The 24,691-nt window shown below is 61.5% G+C and carries 22 protein-coding genes, 1 tRNA gene and 1 other RNA gene; 16 read left to right on the forward strand and 8 right to left on the reverse strand.

Features of this window, described 5'->3' with window-relative positions; all coding sequences use genetic code 11:
• The first annotated feature begins 39 nt into the window (after positions 1–39).
• Complete coding sequence (locus DWU98_RS00825) at positions 40–1,185, forward strand: lytic transglycosylase domain-containing protein (protein WP_230474606.1); 1,146 nt, start codon at positions 40–42, stop codon at positions 1,183–1,185.
• 126 nt (positions 1,186–1,311) lie between these two features.
• On the opposite strand, the gene DWU98_RS00830 is transcribed toward DWU98_RS00825, so the two are convergent.
• Complete coding sequence (locus tag DWU98_RS00830) at positions 1,312–2,529, reverse strand: S1C family serine protease (protein WP_115493586.1); 1,218 nt, start codon at positions 2,527–2,529, stop codon at positions 1,312–1,314.
• 235 nt (positions 2,530–2,764) lie between these two features.
• On the opposite strand from DWU98_RS00830, the gene petA reads away from it, so the two are divergent.
• From petA to DWU98_RS00845, 3 genes are read left to right on the forward strand one after another with little or no spacing between them, the layout of a single operon-like run.
• A complete protein-coding gene (gene petA / locus DWU98_RS00835; protein WP_115493587.1) occupies positions 2,765–3,370 on the forward strand; it encodes a ubiquinol-cytochrome c reductase iron-sulfur subunit in 606 nt (201 codons plus the stop codon).
• Positions 3,370–4,674, forward strand: a complete 1,305-nt coding sequence (locus DWU98_RS00840; protein ID WP_115493588.1) for a cytochrome b — start codon at positions 3,370–3,372, stop codon at positions 4,672–4,674. Before petA ends, DWU98_RS00840 begins: the two co-directional genes overlap by 1 nt.
• Complete coding sequence (locus DWU98_RS00845) at positions 4,667–5,410, forward strand: cytochrome c1 (protein WP_196239447.1); 744 nt, start codon at positions 4,667–4,669, stop codon at positions 5,408–5,410. Before DWU98_RS00840 ends, DWU98_RS00845 begins: the two co-directional genes overlap by 8 nt.
• Before the next feature lie 4 nt (positions 5,411–5,414).
• Here the strand turns inward: DWU98_RS00845 and DWU98_RS00850 are convergent.
• Positions 5,415–5,492: non-coding RNA, sX9 sRNA (locus DWU98_RS00850), on the reverse strand.
• 132 nt (positions 5,493–5,624) lie between these two features.
• On the opposite strand from DWU98_RS00850, the gene DWU98_RS00855 reads away from it, so the two are divergent.
• Positions 5,625–6,251, forward strand: a complete 627-nt coding sequence (locus tag DWU98_RS00855) for a glutathione S-transferase N-terminal domain-containing protein (RefSeq protein ID WP_115493589.1) — start codon at positions 5,625–5,627, stop codon at positions 6,249–6,251.
• Positions 6,252–6,460: 209 nt separating this feature from the next.
• Complete coding sequence (locus DWU98_RS00860; protein ID WP_115493590.1) at positions 6,461–6,883, forward strand: ClpXP protease specificity-enhancing factor; 423 nt, start codon at positions 6,461–6,463, stop codon at positions 6,881–6,883.
• Between the two features lie 141 nt (positions 6,884–7,024).
• On the opposite strand, the gene DWU98_RS00865 is transcribed toward DWU98_RS00860, so the two are convergent.
• The 4 genes from DWU98_RS00865 to DWU98_RS00880 form a co-directional block, all read right to left on the reverse strand.
• On the reverse strand, positions 7,025–7,432 hold the full coding sequence (locus DWU98_RS00865) for a DUF3301 domain-containing protein (protein WP_115493591.1): 408 nt from the start codon (positions 7,430–7,432) through the stop codon (positions 7,025–7,027).
• Positions 7,433–7,473: 41 nt separating this feature from the next.
• Positions 7,474–8,337, reverse strand: a complete 864-nt coding sequence (gene nadC / locus DWU98_RS00870; protein ID WP_115493592.1) for a carboxylating nicotinate-nucleotide diphosphorylase — start codon at positions 8,335–8,337, stop codon at positions 7,474–7,476.
• Positions 8,338–8,551: 214 nt separating this feature from the next.
• Entirely contained in the window at positions 8,552–10,861 is a 2,310-nt protein-coding gene (locus DWU98_RS00875) for a DUF1631 domain-containing protein (protein WP_115493593.1), read from the reverse strand.
• A 205-nt stretch (positions 10,862–11,066) separates the two neighbouring features.
• Entirely contained in the window at positions 11,067–11,339 is a 273-nt protein-coding gene (locus DWU98_RS00880) for a Trm112 family protein (protein WP_115493594.1), read from the reverse strand.
• Positions 11,340–11,407: 68 nt separating this feature from the next.
• Between DWU98_RS00880 and purE the strand changes: the two genes are divergently transcribed.
• Entirely contained in the window at positions 11,408–11,911 is a 504-nt protein-coding gene (gene purE / locus DWU98_RS00885) for a 5-(carboxyamino)imidazole ribonucleotide mutase (RefSeq protein ID WP_115493595.1), read from the forward strand.
• 8 nt (positions 11,912–11,919) lie between these two features.
• Positions 11,920–13,062, forward strand: coding sequence for a 5-(carboxyamino)imidazole ribonucleotide synthase (locus DWU98_RS00890; RefSeq protein WP_425480201.1), 1,143 nt, complete (start codon positions 11,920–11,922; stop codon positions 13,060–13,062).
• An 85-nt stretch (positions 13,063–13,147) separates the two neighbouring features.
• On the opposite strand, the gene DWU98_RS00895 is transcribed toward DWU98_RS00890, so the two are convergent.
• Positions 13,148–13,729 (reverse strand): superoxide dismutase, encoded by a 582-nt coding sequence (locus DWU98_RS00895; protein WP_115493597.1) that lies wholly within the window; start codon positions 13,727–13,729, stop codon positions 13,148–13,150.
• Positions 13,730–13,834: 105 nt separating this feature from the next.
• On the opposite strand from DWU98_RS00895, the gene grxD reads away from it, so the two are divergent.
• The 7 genes from grxD to DWU98_RS00930 all read left to right on the forward strand — a co-directional run bounded on the left by grxD (position 13,835) and on the right by DWU98_RS00930 (position 22,209).
• Positions 13,835–14,161, forward strand: coding sequence for a Grx4 family monothiol glutaredoxin (gene grxD, locus DWU98_RS00900; RefSeq protein ID WP_115493598.1), 327 nt, complete (start codon positions 13,835–13,837; stop codon positions 14,159–14,161).
• Positions 14,158–14,931, forward strand: a complete 774-nt coding sequence (locus DWU98_RS00905) for an SDR family NAD(P)-dependent oxidoreductase (RefSeq protein WP_115493599.1) — start codon at positions 14,158–14,160, stop codon at positions 14,929–14,931. The genes grxD and DWU98_RS00905 overlap by 4 nt, the downstream gene beginning before the upstream one ends.
• 53 nt (positions 14,932–14,984) lie before the next feature.
• Positions 14,985–15,581, forward strand: a complete 597-nt coding sequence (locus DWU98_RS00910) for a YhgN family NAAT transporter (RefSeq protein ID WP_115494121.1) — start codon at positions 14,985–14,987, stop codon at positions 15,579–15,581.
• Positions 15,582–15,781: 200 nt separating this feature from the next.
• Positions 15,782–17,494 (forward strand): bifunctional ornithine lipid synthase OlsF, encoded by a 1,713-nt coding sequence (gene olsF, locus DWU98_RS00915; RefSeq protein WP_115493600.1) that lies wholly within the window; start codon positions 15,782–15,784, stop codon positions 17,492–17,494.
• A gap of 478 nt (positions 17,495–17,972) precedes the next feature.
• The gene (locus DWU98_RS00920) at positions 17,973–20,450 is read left to right on the forward strand and encodes a TonB-dependent receptor (RefSeq protein WP_115493601.1); all 2,478 of its coding nucleotides are present in this window, start codon (positions 17,973–17,975) and stop codon (positions 20,448–20,450) included.
• Between the two features lie 211 nt (positions 20,451–20,661).
• Positions 20,662–22,062, forward strand: coding sequence for a nucleotide 5'-monophosphate nucleosidase PpnN (gene ppnN, locus DWU98_RS00925; protein WP_115493602.1), 1,401 nt, complete (start codon positions 20,662–20,664; stop codon positions 22,060–22,062).
• Positions 22,063–22,132: 70 nt separating this feature from the next.
• Positions 22,133–22,209: transfer RNA gene (locus DWU98_RS00930), tRNA-Asn, on the forward strand.
• Positions 22,210–22,360: 151 nt separating this feature from the next.
• On the opposite strand, the gene DWU98_RS00935 is transcribed toward DWU98_RS00930, so the two are convergent.
• Positions 22,361–23,071: a hypothetical protein gene (locus DWU98_RS00935; protein ID WP_147293170.1), complete on the reverse strand. Its 711-nt coding sequence runs from the start codon at positions 23,069–23,071 to the stop codon at positions 22,361–22,363.
• A 494-nt stretch (positions 23,072–23,565) separates the two neighbouring features.
• Here DWU98_RS00935 and DWU98_RS00940 point away from each other — a divergent pair, with 494 nt between their 5' ends.
• Positions 23,566–24,678, forward strand: coding sequence for a transglycosylase SLT domain-containing protein (locus DWU98_RS00940; protein WP_115493604.1), 1,113 nt, complete (start codon positions 23,566–23,568; stop codon positions 24,676–24,678).
• Positions 24,679–24,691: the final 13 nt, after the last annotated feature.

Here is a 24,691-nt window from a genome sequence, read left to right on the forward strand (position 1 = left end):
CCGACGGTCAGGGGCCGCAAGGACAAGAGGTATGTTCTGGTGCACGGAATTGCCGCCTCAGGCTTGGCGACAGCGGCAGGTGGGGGCAAACTGGCCGCCATGTTCGCTGCCGTACGCCAAAGGGGAGGCAACGGCCCTTCGGCAACGCGCCTCCCCTCGTTTCTTTCCGCCCTTTTGCTGGTGGTGCTGGGATGCGCCCTGTTGCTGGCGGCACGGCCGGCGAGCGCGGGTGCGCTTTACCGTTGCACGGGCACGCAGGGCGAGGTGGTGTTCACAGGCACCCAGGTGGGTTACCAGCATTGCCAGCAACTGGCGTCCTATTCGGCGCCCGTGCCGCAAGCCGGGCGCAAGCGGGTGACGTCGAAAGCCATGACGTCGCTGGCCTGGGTCAGCGGATGGGCGGACACCACGGCCACGCCGATCGCACCCATCGTGATATCGCTCGCGCGTGTGACAGCCGGCGTGGAAACCACCGCGCATGTGCCGCCATCGCCTTTTTCCGGCAAGCCCGGGCAGTGGACCTACAACGAGTCGCGCAATGCCGGGCCGTCGGCGCTGGCCGCTGGCGACGTGCAGGACTCACCGAGCGACCGTGTACTGCGCGGCGCGGTCTACCGGGTCGTTCATCACGACGGCAGCGTGGAGTACACCAATATCCCGCCAGCCGGGGGGCGCGCGGACAATGTCACGCGGCTTTTCAGCTACATCGCCACGTGCATGGCGTGCAATCTGCATTCGAATATCAACTGGGGCACGGTTGCGCTGAACCTGGATGCGTACAAGGACGTGATCCATCAGGCGAGCCTTGAATCGGGTGTCGACGAGGCCTTTATCCGCGCCATCATCCACGCCGAAAGCGCGTTCAATCCGCGCGCCATGTCGCTCAAGGGTGCACAGGGCCTTATGCAGTTGATGCCGGGCACGGCCAACAACATGGGCGTGCTGGATGCCTTCGACCCAACGCAGAACATTCGTGGTGGCGCGCGCTACCTTGCCCTGTTGATGAGGAACTTCAACGGAAACGTCCGCCTGGCGGCTGCGGCGTACAACGCCGGGCCCGCGGCCGTGCAGCGCTATAACGGCGTACCCCCGTACGCGGAAACGCAGGTGTACGTGCAACGCGTGGGTGAGTTGCTGCAACGCTATACGAAGGCGTTGCATCCGCCGTTGTCGGCAAGTCTTTAAGCTGCGCGGCAATGTGCCGGCTGATCATCCGATGAACACCGGGGCCAGTAGTTTTGCTCACTTGCCCGAAAATCGCTCAGTCCGTTCGCCGGGGCGGCGGTGAAGCAGGATGTGCGCAGCGGTTTCTCAGCCTTCGACGTCGCTGCCGGTGTTTGCCGTCGACGTCGCCGCGGCGATCTGCGGCGGACGCTGGACCACGTTCACCATCACGTGGAACGGCACGCCATTGCGCAGGCCTGAGACTTCCACGTGGCTTCCTGGCTTGAGTGCGGCCTCATGGCGGCTGAGATCGGCGGGGTCGCGGATATCGTCGTCACCCAGGCGCAAGAGAATGTCGTGCGGCTGGATGCCGGCCGCGGCGGCCGGGCCGCTGGCATAGACATCGGTCACCTGCGCACCGCGCGCAGCAGCGGCTGGCAGCCCGCTGTCGGCCGCCACCGGAACGAAGCCGTAATTGGCGCCCAGCCAGCCGCGGATCACGTGGCCGGTTGCGATTAATTGTCGCAGTACGTTGGTGGCCGTATCGACCGGAATGGCAAAACCGATACCCTCGGCATTAGCTGCCTTACCGATGAGGAGGGTGTTAATACCGACCAGGTCACCGTTGCTGTTGACCAGTGCGCCACCGGAGTTGCCGAGGTTGATCGCGGCATCGGTCTGGATGAAATCTTCCGGACTGCTGTTGCTCAACTGACGGCCGATGGCGCTGATGATGCCCATGGTCACTGTCTGATTGAGATTGAGCGGGTTGCCGATGGCCAGAACCACGTCGCCCACGCGCAGTTTTTTCGGATCGGCCATGTGGATCACCGGCAGGTTGCCGGCGTCGACAATCTTCAGCACCGCAAGATCGGTTTCTTCGTCCGCACCAACCAGCTTGGCTTTCGCTACGCGTCCGTCATAGAGCAGTACCTGGATGTCGTCGGCGTTGGCGATCACGTGATTGTTGGTGAGTACGTAGCCGTCTGCGCTGACGATCACGCCGGAGCCAAGATTTTGTTCGCGTCGCTTCACCGTGCCAACGGGCGTGCCGCCGAACAATTGCTGCATCAGCGGATCGGTGAACATGCGCACGGCTTGTTCGGTAATGACCTTGTTGGCGTAGATGTTGACGACCGATGGCGCCGCTTTGGCCACTGCGTCCGCATAGGAAATCGGTGCGTTGCCGGGTGGCGGTGTCGAGGGTGCAGCGCTTGATGCGGGTGCCGTTGCTTGCGTGACGCCCAAATGCGTACGCAGGCGATCGCCAACACCTGGCCAGACCAGGCTGATTACAAACGCAATCGCCAACCCGAGTATCACGAATCGGGCAACAAAGGCGACGATGCCGGCGGCATGCTTCATGTCGTAATGCAGTCTGTGCGAGTGAAGTGCGTGAGTGTGGCGGAGCGACGTGACCGCCTGTAACGTTTTATTGTAGGGTTATTCACCTGAGGCTAGACTAACGCGATTTTTGTAGGTAGCGCGATTTTGCAGGGGCACGATCCTGGGGCGGTCGGCGAAGCGTAACCTTAGCTCGTCCGCAGCGGCAGAATCTGGTTTCTGCAGTGTCAATGGCATGCAAGTACCGGAGAGCCTGATGGCGAACGAAGTCGTCGATCTAGGCCGCCGCCGCTTTCTCACCACGACAACTTCGGTGGTGGGGGGAGTGGGCGTGGTGGCGGCAGTTGTGCCTTTCATCAAGTCGTGGGAACCCAGTGCAAGAGCCAAGGCCGCCGGCGCTCCGGTTACGCAGTCGCTGAAAAAGATCGAATCTGGTCAGCAGCTGATCGTGGCCTGGCGTAGCCTTCCGGTCTTCATCGTCAACCGCACACCGTCGCAGCTCGACGCGCTGCCCAAGCAGGACTCCCGCTTGGTGGACCCGGGGTCGAACGGCGCCTCCGCCGATCAGCAGCCCAAGTACGCGCAGAACCAGACGCGCTCCATCAAGCCCGAGTGGCTGGTGATGGTTGGCATCTGCACGCACCTGGGTTGTGTGCCCAACTACGTGGGCGAGATGAAGCCCGAGCCGTTCGATCCGAACTGGCAGGGCGGCTACTACTGCCCGTGCCATCACTCGCGCTACGACATGGCAGGGCGCGTGTATCAAGGCGTGCCGGCACCGAAGAATATGGTGATTCCGCCGTATCACTTTGTCGACGACACGACCGTGCAGATCGGCGTGGATCCGCAGGGGGCAGCGTAATGGCGAACGTCTTCTCGAATATCGGCGAATGGGTCACTGACCGCGCACCCGGCCTCATGCCGGTGTATCGCAAGCACATGACCGAGTACTACGCGCCGAAGAATTTCAACATCTGGTATTACTTCGGTTCGCTGGCATTGCTGGTGCTGGTCAACCAGATCGTCACCGGCATCTTCCTCACCATGAACTACGACCCGAGCGCGAGCGGTGCGTTCGACTCGGTGCAGTACATCATGCGTGACGTGGAGTGGGGTTGGCTGATCCGCTACATGCATACCACGGGTGCGTCGCTGTTCTTCGTGGTGATTTATCTGCACATGTTCCGCGGCATCATCTACGGCTCCTATCAGAAGCCGCGCGAGCTGGTGTGGCTGCTGGGCATGCTGATCTTCCTGGTGCTGATGGCCGAAGCGTTCATGGGCTACGTGTTGCCCTGGGGCAACATGTCGTTCTGGGGGGCGAAGGTGATCGTGTCGCTGTTCGGCACCATCCCGGTGATCGGCAAGGATCTGGTCGAGTGGATCATGGGTGATTTCCTGCCTGCCGACGCCACGCTCAACCGCTTCTTTGCGCTGCACGTGATTGCGCTGCCGCTGGTGCTGCTGCTGCTGGTCGTGCTGCATCTGGCTGCATTGCACGAAGTGGGTTCGAACAATCCGGACGGCGTGGACGTCAAGCATGGTCCCAAGGGCAATCGCTGGGATCCCACCAAACCGGCCGATGGCATTCCCTTCCATCCGTACTACACGGTGAAGGACCTGGTCGGCGTGGGGCTGTTCCTTGCCATCGCCGCTTTCATCATCTTCTTCCAGCCGACGTTCGGCGGCTGGTTCCTCGAGCACGACAACTCGATTCCCGCCAACAACCTGGTGACGCCCGCGCAGATCAAGCCGGTGTGGTACTTCACCGCGTTCTACGCAATCGTGCGCATGATTCCGTCAGCCCTGGGCACGGCCGTGTGGGGTGTGCTGGGCATGTTCGGCGCGATCGTGTTGTTGTTCCTGATGCCTTGGATCGATGCCGGCAAGGTGCGTTCCATCCGTTATCGCGGCACCGGCTTTAAAGTGGCGCTCACTTTGTTCGTGCTGGCGTTCTTCGGGTTGATGCTGATCGGCACCGATTCCACCGCCGAACTGATCCCGATGTTCTTCGGCGCGAATGTGGATGTAACCGCCATCGAGAACCTCTTCGGCCGCGTGATGGTGCTGATCTACTTCGGGTTCTTCGTATTCCTGTGGCTGTACACGCATCTTGGCTGGGAAAAGACCAAGCCAGTTCCGGAACGGGTGACGACGCATGATTAAGCGCTATATATCCTTGTTTGCGCTGGCGTTCGGGCTGATGCTCGGCGCCGCGGCGGTCATCGCCCAGGAGAGCCCGGCACTGCCCGCGGCCGGCAACAATCTACGCGACGTTGCATCGCTGCGTCGCGGTGCGCATATCTTCTTCAACTACTGCGTGGGCTGTCATTCGCTCAAGTACATGCGCTATGAGCGCATCGCGGACGATCTCGGTTTGACCGAGGACGACGTGATGAACAACCTCAACTTCACCGGCGCGAAGTTCGGCGATCCAGTGATTTCGCACATGCCGGCGGATGACGCCCAGAAGTTCTTCGGCAAGGCACCGCCGGATCTTTCGCTGGAAGTGTCAGCCAAGGGTGCCGATTGGGTATTCGCCTACCTCAACTCGTTCTACCTCGATCCCAAGAGCCCCATCGGGTGGAACAACACGGTGCTGCCCAATGCGGCCATGCCGTTCCCGCTGTGGGAGCTGCAAGGCGTGCAGGTGCCGGTGATGGCGCCGGCCAAGCCGGGCGACGATCCGCAGATCGAAAAGCTGAGCTTGCTGCATCCGGGCACGCTCACGCCCGAGCAGTATCAGCAGGCGGCCCGGGACGTTACCAACTTCCTTGAGTACGTCTCCGAACCTGCCGCCCTGCAGCGCCGCAGTTACGGCATCTGGGTGGTGCTGTTCCTTTTGGGATTCACCTTCCTGGCCTATTTGCTCAAGAAAGAGTATTGGAAGGACGTCCACTAAGCGCTGCGGGCAAAACGTAGCGAGCGGACGTCCAGCGGGTGCGGGGGGCGCCGCAGGAACCGCAGTGTACTGAGGCGTACATGGGGATCCCGAGCACCGAACGCGCCCGGCCCGGCGGCCGCATAGTCGTTTGGTGGCGGCGCTAAAACAAAGGACTTGTGGCCGCAGGTGGTAAACGCCATTCTTGCGGCCATCCAAAAGGGGAGCCAAGTGCATGGTCCAGAACGCTCGTTCCCGGACAGTACTCGCCCTGTACACCGCCGGCGATGACATTCAATGTCATCGCGTACGGCTGGTGCTGGCAGCCAAAGGAGTAACCTACGACGTGGTCGTGGTCGACCCGGCCAAGCCGCCGCAGGATCTGCTCGATCTGAACCCTTACGCCACGCTTCCCACCCTGGTGGACCGCGAGCTCACGCTCTATGACACCTCGGTCGTGTGCGAATACCTGGACGAGCGCTACCCGCATCCTCCCTTGATGCCTATCGATCCACTATCACGCGCCCGGTTGCGCCTGGCGGCCGTGCGCATCGAGCATGACTGGCTGGCGGAAGTGGCACATATCAAGGCCGGCGGCCGTCCGGCGGAGGCGGCACGTAAGCATCTGCGTGAGCATCTGCTGGCGGCGCTGCCGCTGTTCAAAGCCTCCAAGTTCTTCCTCAACCCGGAAATGAGCCTAGCCGATTGCCTGGTGGCACCGGTGATATGGCGCCTGCCTTCCCTGGGCGTGGACCTGGGGCGCGAAGGTAAACCGATCATGGATTACGGTGAGCGATTGTTCCACAGCCAAGGGTATGCGCGCAGCCTGACCTCGGAAGAACGGGCGCTGAGAGCGCTCTGACCGAGCGTGGCCCAGACCCTTCTGGACATACCCGGTCCTTTCCCATTCAATACGCGGGGGCCGGCCCTGTCTGTCCGCATACCTTCGGGTCATCGTCGTGACAGCCAGCCTGCCTTCGCCGACGCCCCGGTAGTTCGCGAACAGGGCCGGTGACATCCACGCAACATCGGTCAGAGCGCCTTCTGGTGACCCAGCAGCAACAGCCCACGATGAGTTCCAACCGTCCGTATTTGCTGCGGGCGATTTACGATTGGATCAGCGACAACAACCTCACGCCGTACATGCTGGTCGATGCCACGCGCAGCGGTGTGCGCGTGCCGCCGCACGTGATCAAGAACGGTCAGGTGGTGCTCAATCTGGCCATGCGTGCCGTGGCCAATCTGGACTTGGGCAACGAGTGGATCAGTTTCCAGGCACGTTTTTCCGGCGTCAGCCACAGCATTCAAATTCCGGTGCCTGCCGTGCTGGCCTTGTACGCACAGGAAAACGGGCAGGGCATGATGTTTCCTGCCGACGAAGACGGTGACGAACCGCCGAGCGATACGCCGCCCGCTCCACCCGAACCGGAGCCGCCGTCGGGTGATGGCGACAAACCCAAGCGGGGCGGTTCGCATTTGCGGGTCGTGAAGTAACAGCGCGATATTGGACACCCTCCCCTACGTGCAGTAGGGGGTGGGGTGCAGTCTTTAGTCTCGCGAAGCATTCATTCTGTGCGGCAAGCTCGAACAACCCCGCCCTGCCCCTCCCCCGCAAGCAGGGGAAGGAGTGCATTCTCAGTGCCTGATATCTCTATCGCGATACTGGCGCCGAAACGGCACGACATTGCTGTCGTCAGCAGAGGTCGCAGCGTCCTCGGGATATTCGGGCGTATACAACTCGATCGTCGGAAGAATCAACGCGGTTAACACGTTGCCGATCATCCACAGATGCCCGGCTTCGCGATCATCACCGTCGATGCTTACTTCAAAACTGTAGCGTCGCTCCAGCACCCGTCTGCCGCGAAAATGCCGCAGACGCACTCCACTCAAACCCACGGTTTCATCCAGCAACTGCAAGCCATGTTGCTGGCAACGCTGGCGCGCTTCGTGGATGGCGCGGTCGCGGGCGCGGCTAAGTACCAGCCAGATACCCACTATGGCCAATACGACAATCAGCAGAAAAAGGGTAGCGAGGTCGCCCATGTCTGCAGTGTGTGGGCGACCGTGGTACGCCGCAAGTCCGGTCAGAGCACCTTGAGCCGTAGCGAAAGATCGATCGCCCGCGTGTTCTTGGTCAGCGCGCCCACCGAAATGTAATCCACGCCGGTGCGGGCGTAGTCGGCAATAGTGGGGAGCTCGACATTGCCGGAAATTTCCAGTGGTACGCGGCCGTCGGCTTGTGCAACGGCTTGGTGCATCAGAGGCAGGGTGAAATTGTCCAGCATGATGCGATCCACGCCGGCATCCAGCGCCTGCTGTAGTTCGTCGAGGTTTTCCACCTCCACTTCCAACAAGAGCGTGGGATGAAGGTTTCGCGCGGCCTGCACGGCGGCGGGAATGCTGCCCGCGGCGATGATGTGGTTTTCCTTGATCAGGATCGCATCGTAGAGGCCGATGCGATGATTGTGGCCGCCACCGCAACGCACGGCGTACTTCTGTGCCAGGCGCAGCCCCGGCACGGTCTTGCGTGTATCGAGCACGCGCGTGGATGTACCGGCAACGGCCGCCACGTACGTGGCCGTGATGGTGGCGGTGCCGGACAGCATTTGCAGAAAGTTGAGGGCGGAACGCTCGGCCGTCACAAGGGCGCGGGCGTTGCCATGCATTTCGCAAACGACCGCACCCGGCGTGACGTGATCGCCATCGGTCACGCGCCAAGTGATCTGCGCATGCGGGTCGAGTTTGCGCACGCACGCGTCGAACCACGGTATGCCGGCGATCACCGCCTCTTCACGGCAGGTGAGTGCGGCGAAAGCCTGCGCATCGGCTGGCAGCAAGCTGGCGGTGGCATCGCCGTGACCGATATCTTCGGCGAAGGCGCGCGTCACATCGGCGTCGATCAGGCGCGGGTCGGGCGGGGCGAAGCGAAAGGCTTGGGGGGCGGACATGATTGATCCGTGGAGGGCGGCGGTGCGCGGATGCTACATGCATGGGTTCCGCAGCTGGGAGCTTCAAGCTAAATCATCGCGCAGACCGGCTGCTTTACCTGCGTGTCGTAGGGCTGCGCCGGGGGCATGTTGTGTAGCAAGCGCGTGCAACCCCGCCTCGACCCTCCCCTGCAGGCAGGGGAGGGGTAGCGCTGCGCCGTGTTTCGTCAGGGGATTAGGGCGAGGGCTCGCCCGGCCGAGTCTCTTCATGACTCAACCGATCCACAATGGCATCCATCGCGCGATCAAACAAAGCGTTCGACGCGAGGACGCGTGCGCGGGCTTCCGCCATCACCACCGCCAGCTCGTAGGGTGAGTAGTCGGCCACTTTCAGGCCGCGGCGATTGACGAACAAATAGCGGCCGCTCATCGGGCTGACCCACGACAGCTTGGCGCGTTCGAAATGGCCTTCCTCGCTGCTGAATTCCAGCCAGGTGCCAGGCCGGAGCGCTTTCACGCGTTCCAACTCGTCGCGCACATCGGCGGGCATGGCCTCCTCGGCCGGCTCCGCATGGGCCGCCTCGTCTTCCAGGTCGGCGATGGTTTCGGTGAGCGGCTGGATGCTTTCCGGAATGGGCAACGGGGCCGGCGCGGCGTCGACGAGCTGCGCTTGTTCGGGTGCCGGTGGGGCTTCGCCCAGTTGTTGGCGATAGTAAATGTGCAACTGGGCCAGCAGCTTCTCGATGTCGGCGTCCTGGAACGCGACATTCGCCAAGCCCTTGCGCAGTGCGCGCTCGATGCCGGGCAACAACTGCAACAACTCGCGCCGCGCTTCGGGCGTGCGCGCTGGCTTGGTGCTGGCGATGAAGGCGTCGACGAACCGCAGCGCTTCGCGGAACTCGTTGGATTCCTCGCCCTTGCGAAGAATGGTGAGCACCAGGTAATTGGCCCAAGCGCGCGACAGTACCCCATGAACCAGCGGCGGAACGGAATGGTCGCCGAGGCGGTTGAGGATTTCGCGCGCGGCGCGACGACGCGCCTGTTCCAGTTTTTCCCGGCCGCGCGTGGATTCGGCTACGCGCTGCTCGGCCAGTTCCGCACGGCGGCGGTTGGTTTCCTGGAATTGCTGCAGCTCGGCGGAGAGACGATCGAAGATCGTCATGTCATCGTCAAATTCCTGCAGCAGGCGTTCGACGATGGCCTTGATCGTGTCATGCAGACGGCCATCGCGGTCCGATTCCTCCGACCAGCTCTTGGCGGCATCTGCCAGACCATCGAGCAGACGGCGCGCCGGGTGCTGACGGTGTGCAAACAGCTTGCGATCGAGGATGGCCGCTTTGAGATAAGGAATCTGCAGACGTGCGAGCAGCACCTGCATCTGCGGCGGCAGGTTGCGGTCTTCGAGGATGAACTCGAACAGCATGCCAACCAGGTCGATGGTGTCTTCATCGATGGTGGCGATCTGCCCCGGACGCTGCCCGCGCAAAGAGCCGAGCTGCGTGAACAACTGTTCTTTCAGGTGCAGCACCTGTTCGGCGATATCCAGCGTGCTCATCGTGGCCGCGGCCGGTACCGGCGCCATCGGCACCATGGCAGCCTGACTCTGCAGCACGCTCAGCGCGCCAATCAACTCGTTGGCAGTGGGCAGCGGGCCTGCCGTCATCGCCGAGAGCGGCACGGTCGGATGCGCACGACGCGCACTGAACAGCGTACGCAAGGTTTGCAGGAGTTCGGCAGAGGCTTCGCTGTCGTCGGTGGGCAGCGGCGCGGATACGTCGACAGCGGACGCGGCAGCGCTACCGGCTGCGGTGCCTGTACCACCGGATGTATTGCGCACCACTTCGTGGCGAAGTTGCGGCAACACGCCAGCGCGCATGAGTTCGGCGTTGGTTTCCTGATACAGCTCTTCCAGTGACGCCATCACGTAGCGATCGAACAGCTTGTAGATGATCAGCTTCACGCGCATGTCGGCGCTGAGCTCGCGCATCGCCTGGCGGAATGCCTGGGCAAGCAAGGCTGGGCCCACCGGGTTGGTGGCGTCTTCGATGCGTGTGCCGCCGCAGATGACCGACAGCCGTTGGTTGACGGCGAACAGCTCGCGCGACAGGCGCGTTTCGTTTTTGCCGATCATGCTGGTAAGGGCCAGCGATTCTTCCAACTCGTTATCGGCGACCAGTGACAGTTCGACCGAGCCGGGCACGGGCGTGGATGTGCCGCTTGAGCCTGCCGAAGAACGGGTGCCGCTGGCGAAATCATTGAGCTCGCGCGACACCTGCGCCAGGAAGCCGCGTTCGATCACCGGCCGGCGCTTGCGCACCTCGCGCATGCCGTCGAAGTAATGCATCTGCGCGGCGTTGTTTTCGGCTTTCTCGGCGAGGTCGAACAGCGCGTCGTCGACGTGCTCGAACATGTTGCCGACGTATTGCTGCAGGCGGCGGGAGGCGATGTTCCGCACCGCGTTCAACAGGTCACCACCGCGGCCACTGGAAGGGTCCAGCCGCTGGCTGAGATTGACGATGTTGGATGACTCGTTGGCTTCGTTCATCGCCACACCCCTGTGGTTGGCTGGCTAGGCCGCTATTGACTGCTGCCGAAGAAGGCAGCCGGTCGCCTCTGGCAACCGCCTAGGGTTGCAACAGGGATGCCGCCAGTTCGTGGAACATAAGCGAAAATCGCCTTCACCGCCATGCCCCGCGTCATGCTTTTGTGTAGTCCCTGTGCAAGCCCTGTGAGGCCGTTCAGGATGCCTGTTAGGCCGCAGCCGGGAAGTCGGTGAATTGGGTGGTGCCGATGCCCTCTTCGGGCAGCATCACGGGTATGCCGTCATCGATCCGGTAGATCACCTTGCGGTCGGTGGTGATGAGGCCTTCGGCCAGCCGGTTTTGAACGGTTTCGCCGGACACACTGAGCACTTGGCCGCCATCGATCGCGCGGTTCAGTGCGCTCAGTTCGCTGCTGTTGAGCGGGCGGACCGGCGTCTTGCTTACCGGGCAGCAGAGGATGTCGAGCAGGCGTTTATCCATAGAAAAACCGTGGGTATCGTTGCAATGCGGCGAAGCCCGTACAATATCCCCTTTTGGACGACCGGACCATGACGGATACAGCTTCGGCACCGCGAGTAGGTGTGGTGATGGGATCGCGTTCTGACTGGGAAACCATGACGCACGCGGCCGATGTGCTCGCGGAGCTGGGTGTGCCGCACGAGGTGTGGGTAGTCTCCGCGCACCGCACGCCGGATCTCCTGTTTCAGTACGCCGAAGAGGCCGTCGGGCGAGGCATCCAGGTGATCATCGCCGGTGCCGGCGGTGCCGCTCATCTGCCGGGTATGCTGGCTGCCAAGACGCGCCTGCCGGTGTTCGGCGTACCGGTTCAATCCAAGGCGCTGAACGGTATGGATTCCCTGCTTTCCATCGCGCAGATGCCGGCTGGCATTCCGGTAGGCACGTTGGCGATCGGTCGAGCCGGCGCCGTCAATGCCGGCTTACTGGCCGCCGCCGTGCTCGCGCTGCACGATCCGGCGTTGGCCAAGGCGCTGGATGCCTATCGCAGCCGCCAGACCCAGACCGTGCTGGATAACCCGGACCCCCGTTCGTGAGCGCACGCGTGAAACAACCCGTACTGGGCATCCTCGGCGGCGGCCAGTTGGCCCGCATGCTGGCGTTGGCTGCCGCGCCGCTAGGTGTGAAGGTGTTGGTGGTGGACACGGCCGCCGACGCTTGCGCTGGCCAGGTGGCGCCGCTGCGCATCGCCGACTGGACCGATTTCGCCGCGCTGGAAAAATTCGCCGCTGACGTGGATGTGGTCACCTTCGATTTCGAAAACGTCCCGGCCGATACCGCGCACTGGCTGGCCGAGCGCGCCGCCGTGTTTCCCAATCCGCGCGCGCTGGCGGTGGCGCAGGATCGCCTCGCCGAAAAAACACTGTTTCGCGAATGCGGTTTGCAGACGCCGGCGTTCGAGCCGGTCGACACGCGCGAAGGTCTCGATCGTGCACTCGCCACCATCGGTGCGCCATCCATTCTGAAAACGCGCCGCCTCGGCTACGACGGCAAAGGACAATTTCGCATCAAGCAGCTTTCCGATGCGGATGCGGCATGGAATGCGCTGGGCGCCAATGCACATGGCCTGATCCTTGAGGCTTTCGTGCCGTTCGAACGCGAGCTTTCCGTGTTGGCGGTACGCACACGCGATGGCGATTTCCGCATATGGCCACTCACGCAGAATTGGCATACCGAAGGCGTGCTCAGCTTGAGCCTTGCGCCAGCGCCGGACGTGGGTGCGTTGCAATCGCGCGCCGAAGCCTTGGCGCGCACGCTGGCCGAACGTCTGGATTACGTGGGCGTGTTCGCGCTGGAGTTGTTCGTCAAGGATGGTCAGTTGCTTGGTAACGAGATGGCGCCGCGCGTGCATAACTCAGGTCATTGGACTATCGAAGGTGCCGTGACCAGCCAATTCGAAAACCACGTGCGCGCGGTGCTTGGTTTGCCGCTCGGTGATACCTCGGCGCGCGGCTTTTCGGCGATGTTCAACTGGATCGGCGAGTTGCCGGACGCGACACCGGTATTGAGCACCGTGGATGGTCATTGGCATGACTACGGCAAGCAATCGCGTCCCGGGCGCAAGGTGGGACATGCGACGGTGTGTGCTCAGGATGCGAACGTGTTGGCTGAGCGCGTCGGTGATATTGCGCGTGCGTTGAAGCGGGAAGAGCAGGCGGCGCCCGGTATTGGCGCACTATCGGGCTAACTCAAAAATCCATAAGGCAGATCACGGCGAGGTTGACCCCTCACCTAACCCTCTCCCCGAAGGGGAGAGGGCATAAGAGCAACAATCAACCCAGATTCTTCGCTGCGAAATCCCAGTTCACCAGATCCCAGAACGATTCCACGTACTTCGGACGCGCATTGCGATAGTCGATGTAGTACGCGTGCTCCCACACGTCGATGGTGAACAGCGGCTTGTCGCTGCCGGTGATGGGGGTGGCGGCGTTGGAGGTGTTGACGATGCCCAGCGAGCCATCCGGACGCTGTACCAGCCAGGTCCAGCCCGAGCCGAAATTGCTCACGGCCGACTTGCCGAACTCTTCCTTGAACTTGTCGAAGGAACCGAACGCCTTGTTGATGGCGTCCGACAGCTTGCCGGCGGGGACGTTGTCCTTCTTCGGCGAGCGCATGGAGTGCCAATAGAACGTGTGGTTCCAGGTCTGCGCTGCATTGTTGAACACGCCGCCGGAGGACTTCTTGACGATGTCTTCCAGCGAGGCGTTCTCGAACTCGGTGCCCTTGATGAGGTTATTGAGATTGGTCACGTAAGCCTGGTGGTGCTTATCGTGATGAAACTCCAGCGTTTCGGCCGAAATGTTCGGCTCCAGCGCGTTCTTTTCATAGGGCAGCGGGGGAAGTTCGATCGCCATGGGTAACTCCTGGGCGTTTGGCTAAGGATGACGGGAGCCCGGCCGGGCGCCGGGACGGCTGGTACACTACTAAGCTGGCTGCATTGTAGTGATGAAACCGAAGTTATGGACGTCAACGAACGAATCAAGGCGGTGCTGGCGCAGCACCCCATGGTGCTCTTCATGAAGGGCGCGCCACAGTTCCCGATGTGCGGCTTCTCCGCGCGCGCGGCGCAGGCGCTGGACGATGCCGGCGCGACCTTCCATGCGGTGAACGTGCTGGCCGATCCGGAAATGCGGGCCGCGCTGCCGCACTACGCCAACTGGCCCACGTTCCCGCAGCTTTTCATCCAGGGCGAGCTGATCGGTGGCTGCGACATCGTGGAAGATCTCAAAGTCTCCGGTGAGCTGGCGCGCATGGCCAATGATGTGGCCGGAGAAAGCCACGCATGAGCTTGAACCTGCCGCTGCACCGACTGCCCACGAGCTGGACACCCACCACCAATGAGTTGGAAGGCCGCGTGGTACTTGTCACCGGCGCCTACGGTGGGTTGGGCAGTGCAACCGCGCGCGCCGCGGCGTGCGCCGGCGCAACGGTGGTCATTACCGGCAAGCGCAAACGGCAGTTGGAGCAGCTTTACGATGCGATGGTCGAAGCAGGTTTGCCGGAACCGGTGATCCATCCGCTCGATATGGAAACGGCGACGCCGCGCGATTACGAATCCCTCGCCGAAGGTCTGCAGCGCGACCTCGGACGGCTCGATGGCATTGTGCACACCGCGGCGAGCTTTGCCGGTCTGATGCCGGTATCCACCCACAAACCCGATGCATGGCTGCGCAGCCTGCATGTCAATGTGTCCGCGCCGTTCGCGCTGACCCAGGCCTGCTTGCCGTTGCTCACCGCTGCGCCCGACAGCGCGGTGGTATTCGTGCTGGACAACCCCGAGCTCGTGCAGCGCGCCCACTGGGGCGCCTACGGCGTATCGAAAGCAGCGCTGGAACGCTTCGTGACGATTCTTCATGAAGAACACGATGACGATGCGCTGCGCGTGCATGCCTTGCTGCCGGCACCGATGCGCACCACCTTGCGCCGCACCGCGTATTTCGGCGAAGACACCTTGCAGCATCCGCTGCCCGACGCCACGGCCAACGCGGTGGTGTATCTATTGAGCAACCAGGCCACTGCTGCGCGCGGCGGTGTACTCGATTTGCGCGTGGCATGATCCTGCGCAGTACGCTGCGCGACTAACCAGAAGGGGAACGGATGGAAACGCAGATGACCACCTTGTCGGCGGCGATCCTGCTGTTTCTCATCATGGATCCGCTCGGCAACATTCCCATCTTCCTCAGCTTGCTCAAAGGTGTGCCGCCCAAACGCCGCCGTGCCGTGATGGTGCGCGAGTTGCTGATCGCGCTGGGCGTGTTGCTGATCTTCCTAATGGGCGGTCAGTTGATCTTGAAGCTGCTGCAACTGCGCGAGGAATCCATCAGCATCGCTGGCGGCATCGTGCTGTTCCTGATCGGCATTCGCATGGTGTTTCCACCGGTCGAAGGCGGCATCTTCGGGCAATCTGGCGAAGGCGAGCCTTTCATCGTACCCATGGCCATTCCCGGTGTAGCGGGCCCTTCGGCGATGGCCGCCTTATTGCTGCTCACCAATACGCAACCGGGCCGCACAGCGGACTGGGCCATTGCACTGCTGTGTGCGTGGCTGGCAACGGCCGTGATCCTGCTCAGCTCCACATATCTGTTTCGCTGGCTGGGCGAGAGCGTACTCACCGCGCTGGAGCGGGTGATGGGCATGTTGCTGATCGCCCTGTCGGTGCAGATGTTTCTCGGTGGCATTGCGGCGTACTTGCATTTGGCCGTATGACCTCACGGCGTGATTCCTTTTCCGTGTACGGGAAGGGAGTCATGGTTCGCTTTGAACACGCTCTTAAGCCTCCTCGTTCCATCGTCGTGTATTCTTGCGCTTCGGGTGAGTTTGATCGCGTGATTTCTCGCAGTTGTCACACTTGATCGGCAACATGCGTGAAAGATCGGCGACACGGATCAAAACCAAGGGAGGCGGTCATGCTTCACGTAGAACAGGCCCTTACCGAACGTCTGCCATGGCTTGCGCAGCATCCAATGATTCGTAGACCCGTTGCCGGCATGTTAGGCCGGCTGGCGGATGAAGCAGGGTTCAATCGGGTTCTGGATCGGCTTGCCGACACCAAGGGGTTCGACTTCGTCGAGCAGGTCCTGGATCTGCTGGGCTGCAGCTATCACGTCGTACAGCGCGAGCGGGAACATATTCCCGTCGAAGGTGGCGTACTGGTCGCTGCCAATCATCCACTGGGTATGCTCGATGCAATGGCCTTGCTGGACCTGGTCGGTTCGGTACGCAAGGACGTGCGCATTCTCGGCAATGACTGGCTGGCGGCCGTTCCGCAACTCGGTCCTTTGCTGCTGCCAGTCGATGTATTCGGTGGTGGCGCGGCTTCGCGTATGCGCAATATTTATCGCGCGCTTGATCGTGGTGAGGCACTGATTATTTTTCCGGCTGGCGAGGTTTCCCGCATGGGCCCGGTCGGAGTGCGCGACGGTCGCTGGGCGGATGGTTTCGCGCGGCTCGCGATGCGCAGCAAGGTGCCGGTGCTGCCCATTCACGTCGCGGCGCGCAATTCGGCCATCTTCTACGGACTGTCCATGTTGGCCAAGCCGCTCAGTACGGCGATGTTGCCGCGCGAAGCAGTCGCCACGCAAGTTAGCCGTATTGGCTTCAGTGTTGGCGCGCTGGTGAGTGCGGACGAAATGGCCAAGCGCAGCGGCAACAACGCGCAACGCGCGGCGGATCTGATGCGTCGGCACGTGTATCGCATCAGCCGTCGTCGCGGCTTGATTTTCGGCGGACAGGTGGCGCTGGCGCATCCGGAGCCGGCCGATCGTGTGGCGATGGAGCTGGCACAGAGCGAGAAACTTGCCGATTTGTCGGACGGCAAGCAAATCATCGTATTGCGCGGACAAACCGATGGCGCGGCGTTGCGAGAGATTGGCCGCTTGCGCGAACTCACGTTCCGCAAAGTTGGCGAGGGCACCAATACCCGTCGCGATCTGGATGCGTATGACGCGCACTACGAACATCTCGTGCTGTGGGATCCGAAGGCCGTACGCATCGTTGGCTCCTATCGTCTGGGCCACGGCGGACGTCTGATTGCAGAGCGCGGCATGCGCGGGTTGTATACCGCCAGCCTGTTCACCTATTCACCTGCATTGGAATCGCGTCTGGCGGAAGGCTTGGAATTGGGGCGCAGCTTTATCGCGCCGGCGTACTGGCGCTCGCGCGCGTTGGACCAGCTATGGCAGGGCATTGGCCTTTATCTCCAGCGCCACCCGGAACTGCACTATCTGTTCGGCCCCGTGAGCATGTCGGTGCATCTGCCGCGACAGGCACGCGAATGGATTGCCGCGGCGCATCAGCATTACTTTGGCGCGCCGGGCCTGGCGTGTGCACGGCAGCCGTTCAAGGTGTCCCAAGACGTACTCGAAGGGGTGCGCCGTGAGCTGGAAGGCCTGGACCCGGCCAGCGGATTGGGCAAGTTGCGCAATCATCTGGATGCGCTGGGTGTGAGCCTGCCGGTGCTCTATCGCCAGTACGTGGATCTGGTCGAACCCGAAGGCGTGCAGTTCCTGGATTTTGGCGAAGACCCCGGTTTCTCCGGATGCGTCGATGGCTTGGTAATGCTCGATCTTTCCCGCCTCAAACCCGCCAAGCGGGCGCGTTATCTCGGCAAAGGCGCCTGAGCCCGATTCCCCCTTCGCCCCTTCCCTGCCAAGCAAGGAAGGGGGCCACATTGTGTGGAAAGTGAGCGCTTGCTCCTCTCCACAAATGAGATATTTTTGTAAAATTTATGTAAAGCTTATGTGGGATTGTGCTAAGGTATCGCTAAGGATACATGACAACTTTCCCCTTGCCTGAAGTAGGCCAATGACCAGGGTGAGGGTAAGGACCAGTCGCTTCGCATGTGTTTTGTCCAGGCTGTATCAGAAGAGGCCGAAGCCTTCGCTCCGCCTCAATGCAGGTCAAAAAAACTAGGGTTCCCAGAAAGGCCAAGCAGCTCACGCAGTACCTGAGCTCAAGCCTTTTTTGTGTCGAAGGATCGCCGCGTCGCAAACGGCCAGGAGGGCTGGCTGATGTCGTGTGTCGCCAGAGGTTCGGGCGGCCATAAAAAGCGGTACCAGAGAAATTTCAAAAATCTATAACCGGACTACGGGGCTCTTCATGAAACGAACGCATCTTTCCGCGGCCATCGCCATGGCCTGTTGTATTTCCACGGGTGTTGCGATGGCGCAAACCAGTGGCAACGATCAGACCCAGGCAAGCCAAGGCACTTCAACCGTTCAGCAGCGCGTCAACGCATCCAGCACCTCCAACACCACCACGTCCAACGCCACGCAGCGTGACGTGAAGCAGATGTCGCAGGTGACGGTGCAAGGCCAGTCGCTGTCGCTGGGCGGCGGATTGATGTCGGTGCAGACCGCGCCGAAGGCGGTATCGACCATTACCCGCGACGCCATCGAAAAGGCCAGCCCGGGCAGCAACTTCACGCAGATGATCGGCTCCATTCCGGGCGTGAATGCCGCGACGGACGACGTCACCGGCCTGGCCAACGGCCACTACAGCATGCGCGGTTACGACTCCTCGGACATCGGCATGACGGTGAACGGTGCGCCGATTACCGATACGGGTAGCTATACGGTGTACGCCACCGAGTACGGCGATTCCGAAAACATGGGCGACATCACGGTGTTGCAGGGCATCCCCGACATCGACATGCCCGATTCCGGCGCCAGCGGCGGTCACATCGGCTGGGCGACGATCGATCCGTCCCACCAGGCCGGCGTGGACTTCACGCAGACCATCGGCAACAACGACTATCGCCGCACCTTCGTGCGTCTGAACAGCGGCGACATGGGCCCGGTGCGTTCGTGGGTGTCGTTCTCCGACAACAGCGCCAACATGTGGCGCGGCGCGGGCGACCTGCGCGTGACCAAGGTGGATGGCAAGTCGGTGTGGACCATCGACGACAACAACTCCATCAGCGCGTCGCTGCAATACAGCCGTCAGAGCAATCTCGAATACGATTCGCTCTCCAAGACCCAGGCGCAGCAGTTGGGCTACTTCTACAACTACAACAGCACGTGGATTCCGCTCAGCGGCCTGAAGGGTTCTGCGCTCAAGACGGCGGCAACCAATGACGAGAATTTCTACGCGTTGCACACCAACCCGTACTCCAGCTACATGTTCAGCATGGATGGCGAGTTCAAGCTGAGCGACAGCATCCACGCGACGGTGATCCCGTACTTGTGGTGGGGTAGCGGCGGTGGCGGCGGTGGTGCGCTGGCGCAGGAAAGCGATTCGCCGATCAACAAGTATCTGTATGCCAATATCGATCTGAACGGCAACGGCTCGGTGACCAACAGCACCAAGACCGATTTCTCCGGCGGCACGGTGTACTCCTATTCCGAAGCCTATACCTATCGTCCCGGTGTGCTGGTGAAGTTCAATCAAGACTTCGGCATGGACAACAGCTTGGAGTACGGCTTCTGGTACGAGCGTTCGCGCAAGAGCCAGAACGAATCGTACGGCCTGGTGGATCCGAACACGGGCATCCCGGGCGACGTATGGGGCAATTCCTCGTTCCTGGTCTACCCGACCGGTGGCGCCACGCAGAAGTTCTACGAGGAATACACCACGACCGACCTGAAGAAAGGTTTCGTCACCGACAACTGGACGCCGAACGACTACTGGACCTTCGTCGGCGGCGTGAGCTACCTGTATGCCACGCGCACGGGTTTCAGCTACGACTATCCGGGTTCCACCACGCAGACGTTTGCGACCTTCAACAACAACTGGCACAAGTTCCTGCCGATGGCCGGCATCAAGTTCCAGTTGGATGAGCGCAACCAGTTCTACCTCGGCACCGGCAAGACCTTCCGCGTACCGTCCAACACGGCGGCGATCCTCGACGCGCTGGCTGGCGTGAACAACTCCGCGCCGGAAATGTCGTGGAACACGGACCTGGGTTGGCGCTACTACGGAGACGCGATCTCCGCCAGCGCCGACCTGTACAACAGCAACTACTTCAACAAGCAGGAAGTGGGCTACAACCCGACTAACAACGATGAGCTCTACACCACGATCCCGCACATGGATATGCGCGGCTTCAACGGTGAGTTGAGCTGGAAGTTCGCCAAAGACTGGAACGTGTACACCTCCTACACCTACACCCAGGCGAAGATCCGCGGCGATCTGGACGGCGGTCCGTACGACAGCAACACCGGCGATGGCCCGGGCATCTACCCGACCGACGGCAAGACCATGCCGGACACCGCGCGCAACATCGGCAACCTCAGCGTGAGCTACGACAACACGCACTACTGGGCGACGATCAACGCGCGTGCCACCAGCTCGCTGTACGGCGACTACATGAACACCGAGTCGGTGGGCGGCTTCACCACGTTCAACTTCAGCGCGGGCTATCGCTTCTCCGATTGGAACAGCTTCCTCACCAGCCCGTACCTGAAGCTCAACATCGACAACCTCGCCAACCATCGCGCGTTCACGTACGTGAGCTCCGCGCCGGTCCTGTCCAGCGCGGCAGTCGGCAAGGCGCTGAACTTGTACAACAGCACGGCGTACTACGGCCTGCTGCAGCCGCGTACGTACATGGTGACGTTCGGCGTGTCGTTCCGCTAAGCGGATCGGCTATCTCGCACCACTTTTGGTGGTGCGAGATAGGATGAACCTCCAAGAGCTCTTCGCGGTCCGCTGCGGGGAGCTTTTTTATGGGGCGCCCGTGTTTTTCGCGCGCATTGACCGCACGCCCCCGGAAGCGAGATGCTAGGCGGCCGCCTGCGCGGTACAGGCGTTTCGCCGCCATGCAGTAGCGGCCAGGAGAATGATTGGAATGAACGACACGCAGATCGACAAGACAGGTAAGCCAGCCACGGTAAGCGCGCGCGTTTCGCCCGCTGGAGGCCTGGACATTCTTTCCCGCAACGAAGTAGCGCGCCTGCGCGACGCCAGCGGCTCCGGTCTGCATAGCCTGCTGCGCCGCTGTGCACTGGCGGTGCTTACCTCAGGCGATGTCGGTGACGATCCGCGCGGCATGTTCGAGCAGTATCCGAATTTCGACATCCAAGTGCTGCAGCAGGATCGCGGCATCAAGATCGAACTTTCCCATGCACCGGCCAAAGCCTTCGTCGACGGCCACATCATTCGCGGTATCAACGAACTGTTGGTCGCCGTGGTGCGCGATATCGTCTACGTGTCCACGCAGTTGGAGCAGGGTGCGTTTGATCTGGATGGAACGGTGGGCATTACGCATGCGGTGTTCGAAATTCTACGCAACGCGCGCATTCTCAAACCGCAGATCGATCCCAACCTCATCGTGTGCTGGGGCGGCCATTCGATCTCGCGCGACGAATACGAATACACCAAATCCGTAGGCTACCAACTCGGCCTGCGTAGCATGGACATCTGCACCGGATGCGGCCCAGGCGCCATGAAAGGCCCGATGAAGGGCGCGACAATTGCGCATGCCAAGCAGCGTCGTCGCAAAAATCGCTACATCGGCGTTACCGAGCCGGGCATCATAGCGGCCGAATCGCCGAATCCGATCGTGAATCAGCTGGTGATCATGCCGGACATCGAAAAGCGTCTGGAAGCCTTCGTGCGCATGGGTCACGGCATCGTGGTGTTCCCTGGCGGCGTCGGCACGGCCGAAGAGATTCTGTATCTGCTCGGTATCCTGCTGCATCCGGACAATGCCGGCATCCCGTTCCCGCTGATCTTCACCGGACCGAAACAATCGGCCGCGTACTTCGAACAGATCGATACCTTCCTGCGCTTGGCGCTGGGCGAGGATGTGGCCCAGCACTACAAGATCATCGTGGACGACCCCATCGCCGTGGCGCATGCCGCCGTGCGTGGTGTGGATAAAGTGCGCAACCACCGCCTGGACAACAAGGATGCGTTCTTCTTCAACTGGTCGCTGAGTATTCCGTTGACCTTCCAGCAGCCGTTCATTCCCACCCACCAAGCCATGCGCGCGCTGGCCATCCACCGCGACCGCCCGCGCCACGAACTGGCCGCCGACCTGCGCCGCGCCTTCTCGGGCATCGTTGCCGGCAACGTGAAGGACGAAGGCGTTCACGCCATCGAGAAATACGGCCCGTTCGAAATCGACGGCGAACCGCAGATCATGCGCGCCCTCGACCGCCTGCTGCAGGCCTTCGTCCAACAACACCGCATGAAACTCCCTGGCGGCAGCGCTTATGTGCCGTGTTATCGCGTGCTAACGAACTGAATAGCGGGCGGAATTCGGTCCCGGCTGGCTTGACAGCCAAGGGGCCATTCCGCACACTATGCAGCTCCCCGCCCGAATAGCTCAGCCGGTTAGAGCACTTGACTGTTAATCAGGGGGTCGTTGGTTCGAGTCCAACTTCGGGCGCCAAATTTCGAGGCTCTGCAGCGATGCAGGGCCTTTTTGCTGCCTGACAGTTGGCTCGCCTACGCTCCACGTGGCGCGTCAAAATGGCCGGCCCTGGAATAGGGAAGGACGCTACCTGCCGGGTTGCAGGTAAGCGTGCCTGTCCCCGATTTGGCTATCGGTGCGTTTCATTGGCTGGCGCTTCGGAAGAGGGGCGCGGAGTGATTTCTTTCCGTAATTTTTCCCGCACATACGTTTCGATTTTGTCGACCACGGCCCTGACTTCCGCGGTGAATCTGTTTTCATCGCTGCGGGTGCCGTCTGCCTTCAATTGGGCGCCATTGTCGACAACGATGTAAGCAAACGCTTCGTCAGTTTGTTCCAGCCCAAGGCTGGGAATCCCCATGACGCGGACGCTCATTTCCATGGCGTGTTCGAGTTTGCGGCAGCAAATCATAAGCTCGCTGATGAGGCCGACAATGCCCTCTTCCCAAATGGCTTCGCACTCACAACGAAGCGATTCGAGTTCAATGCAACAGTCGCGGACAGGTTTGAATCGAGCCGCGTAGCGCCGTAGCTCAGCCATGCGTTTTTGACGCAGTGTGGCCGTATCGTAGCTTTCTGGGCGTTCGCCAAAGAGGATGAAGGGGCGGCGGGCATCCTTTATCCAGTCCCGCGTTTTGAATGCTGCCGTAAGCACGCGGCGACCCAGGTCGGAATTGGCTTTACCTTGTTCTATTTTTCGCCAACGCATGAAGCCGCGCCAAATGATAATGACGGCGGCAACGGTTCCGACCGTAACGACAATATCTCTGATTACGCTTACAGTCCCGGGCCAATCGATAACGCAGCTAATCGGTGGCAGCAGCATTTGCGATGCGTTCATGACCCGGCATCCTCCATGTCTACTTTTTGGAGTATTTCGACCGTTTTACGTCTGCCATGGTGGCAGTAGTGGCTATGCGTTTGAAATGGGCGTGATGTGAATCATTGGCACCAAGTTTCATGGAATGACATAAACGCCATGTGCCCTGACGACGTTGATGTCGACGAAGTCATCGAAATCCGGGTCACTTGCCCGAATGACCTGGAAGGCGACTGAACCTTCCTTGATACATCCACCTTCCGGGCGGCTAGACATCGCGCTTGCATGAGAGGGCGGGATCAACCTCAAAGAGAAGGGTGATTTTTCTAATCGCCGATGACCGAAGGCGCCCCGCCGCTTGGCTCGCGGCCCAATTTATGCTTGTCTAGCGGGCTCCGCCGACCGGCGATGAACGGGTGACGACAGGTGCTGTTGCTGCAAACGCTTGCCGTGCCAGGCTCTATTTCAGGACCTCCCGCGCTTTGGGGCGGTACGGTGGTGGGTGGGCGGGGCGTATGAAGCGGCCAGAAGTGACGCAACGGGTCTATCTGAGTGCGCCGGCCGCATTCCGGGAACGGCGTGCGGGGGGCGCGGGGGAAAGGGTGTTGCTGGTCGATCCGCGTGGGTGGGCCAGGCATCGGCGAATCACGCAGCGGCATCGGGTCTCCAGTGCGATCCCTCATGTTGCGGGTGTCGTGGGTCCGCAAGCGCGCGCGTCGTGGCACATAAAACTTCCGTTTGATCCTTCGACGTTGCTGCGCGCGATGACGCAGCGCGCGCAATCACCTCGTGCTCCTGTGATGGCTGCAGGCCTGCTTGCAGGTGCGGCGATCGTGATGGCGGGTGTGCATGCATGGCATGCGCAGCCGGCGGTGCACGTTGTTGCGCACGCGGTTAGCGCGCCTGCGGTTGCGATGGCGCATCCGGCCGAGCAGCCGCCTGCGTTGCCGACACTTCCTGTCGCGAGCAAGCCGGTGCAGCGTGCAACGGCATCCGTGCCGAAGACGGAGAACACGGCGCTAGGACTGTCGGATGATGGCACTATCGTGGTGGTAGCCCAACCGTTGAGCAGTCATGCGAATGGTTTGAATCTGGATATCACCTCGCCTGCCAGCCTCTGGGCGAAGGCGGGTGCGCGTTATCGCATCGACCCTGTGCTTATTTACGCGGTGGCGCTGGTGGAAACGCGCGGTGTGCAACCGGATGGTTCAGTGGCGCCGAGCCCATGGATCGTTCGTATCAATGGACACCTGCATAGCGGCACGCGTGCGGAAACGGAGCATGCGATCGAGCTGGCTAACCTGATGGCTGTGCCGGTGCAGGACGTAGGTATCATGCAGGTGTACTACCCCATGCATCGCGATATCGAGCCTGATCCGGTTGCACTGCTCAACCCGGTGCGCAATATCGAAGTGGGAACGCGCTTGCTGCGCAAGGCCATGAGTGAAACAAGCGACCCGGTGCTGCGCGTGGGTTACTACCACAGTCACGATCAAACATTGGCGCGCGGTTATGGTCAGCTGGTGTTGAGTGTGTATCGCGAGTTGAAGACGGCGATGGGGCGCTCACCGTCGCATGCGGTGGCGTTGGAGTCGGAGAAATCGTCTTCTATGCACGAAGGTGGCTGAGATCGGCGCGCGC

It is taken from the genome of Dyella monticola, from assembly GCF_003363155.1.
Taxonomy (GTDB): domain Bacteria; phylum Pseudomonadota; class Gammaproteobacteria; order Xanthomonadales; family Rhodanobacteraceae; genus Dyella_B; species Dyella_B monticola.

Bases quoted from the DNA above. Each gene is read 5' to 3' on its own strand.
- grxD (WP_115493598.1), top strand. From the start codon at position 13,835: ATGGACGTCAACGAACGAATCAAGGCGGTGCTGGCGCAGCACCCCATG.
- DWU98_RS00845 (WP_196239447.1), top strand. From the start codon at position 4,667: ATGATTAAGCGCTATATATCCTTGTTTGCGCTGGCGTTCGGGCTGATG.
- DWU98_RS00905 (WP_115493599.1), top strand. From the start codon at position 14,158: ATGAGCTTGAACCTGCCGCTGCACCGACTGCCCACGAGCTGGACACCC.
- ppnN (WP_115493602.1), top strand. From the start codon at position 20,662: ATGAACGACACGCAGATCGACAAGACAGGTAAGCCAGCCACGGTAAGC.
- DWU98_RS00830 (WP_115493586.1), bottom strand. From the start codon at position 2,529: ATGAAGCATGCCGCCGGCATCGTCGCCTTTGTTGCCCGATTCGTGATA.
- DWU98_RS00855 (WP_115493589.1), top strand. From the start codon at position 5,625: ATGGTCCAGAACGCTCGTTCCCGGACAGTACTCGCCCTGTACACCGCC.
- DWU98_RS00865 (WP_115493591.1), bottom strand. From the start codon at position 7,432: ATGGGCGACCTCGCTACCCTTTTTCTGCTGATTGTCGTATTGGCCATA.
- DWU98_RS00910 (WP_115494121.1), top strand. From the start codon at position 14,985: ATGACCACCTTGTCGGCGGCGATCCTGCTGTTTCTCATCATGGATCCG.
- nadC (WP_115493592.1), bottom strand. From the start codon at position 8,337: ATGTCCGCCCCCCAAGCCTTTCGCTTCGCCCCGCCCGACCCGCGCCTG.
- DWU98_RS00940 (WP_115493604.1), top strand. From the start codon at position 23,566: ATGAAGCGGCCAGAAGTGACGCAACGGGTCTATCTGAGTGCGCCGGCC.
- DWU98_RS00875 (WP_115493593.1), bottom strand. From the start codon at position 10,861: ATGAACGAAGCCAACGAGTCATCCAACATCGTCAATCTCAGCCAGCGG.
- DWU98_RS00895 (WP_115493597.1), bottom strand. From the start codon at position 13,729: ATGGCGATCGAACTTCCCCCGCTGCCCTATGAAAAGAACGCGCTGGAG.
- petA (WP_115493587.1), top strand. From the start codon at position 2,765: ATGGCGAACGAAGTCGTCGATCTAGGCCGCCGCCGCTTTCTCACCACG.
- DWU98_RS00880 (WP_115493594.1), bottom strand. From the start codon at position 11,339: ATGGATAAACGCCTGCTCGACATCCTCTGCTGCCCGGTAAGCAAGACG.
- DWU98_RS00920 (WP_115493601.1), top strand. From the start codon at position 17,973: ATGAAACGAACGCATCTTTCCGCGGCCATCGCCATGGCCTGTTGTATT.
- DWU98_RS00840 (WP_115493588.1), top strand. From the start codon at position 3,370: ATGGCGAACGTCTTCTCGAATATCGGCGAATGGGTCACTGACCGCGCA.
- DWU98_RS00860 (WP_115493590.1), top strand. From the start codon at position 6,461: ATGAGTTCCAACCGTCCGTATTTGCTGCGGGCGATTTACGATTGGATC.
- olsF (WP_115493600.1), top strand. From the start codon at position 15,782: ATGCTTCACGTAGAACAGGCCCTTACCGAACGTCTGCCATGGCTTGCG.
- purE (WP_115493595.1), top strand. From the start codon at position 11,408: ATGACGGATACAGCTTCGGCACCGCGAGTAGGTGTGGTGATGGGATCG.
- DWU98_RS00935 (WP_147293170.1), bottom strand. From the start codon at position 23,071: ATGAACGCATCGCAAATGCTGCTGCCACCGATTAGCTGCGTTATCGAT.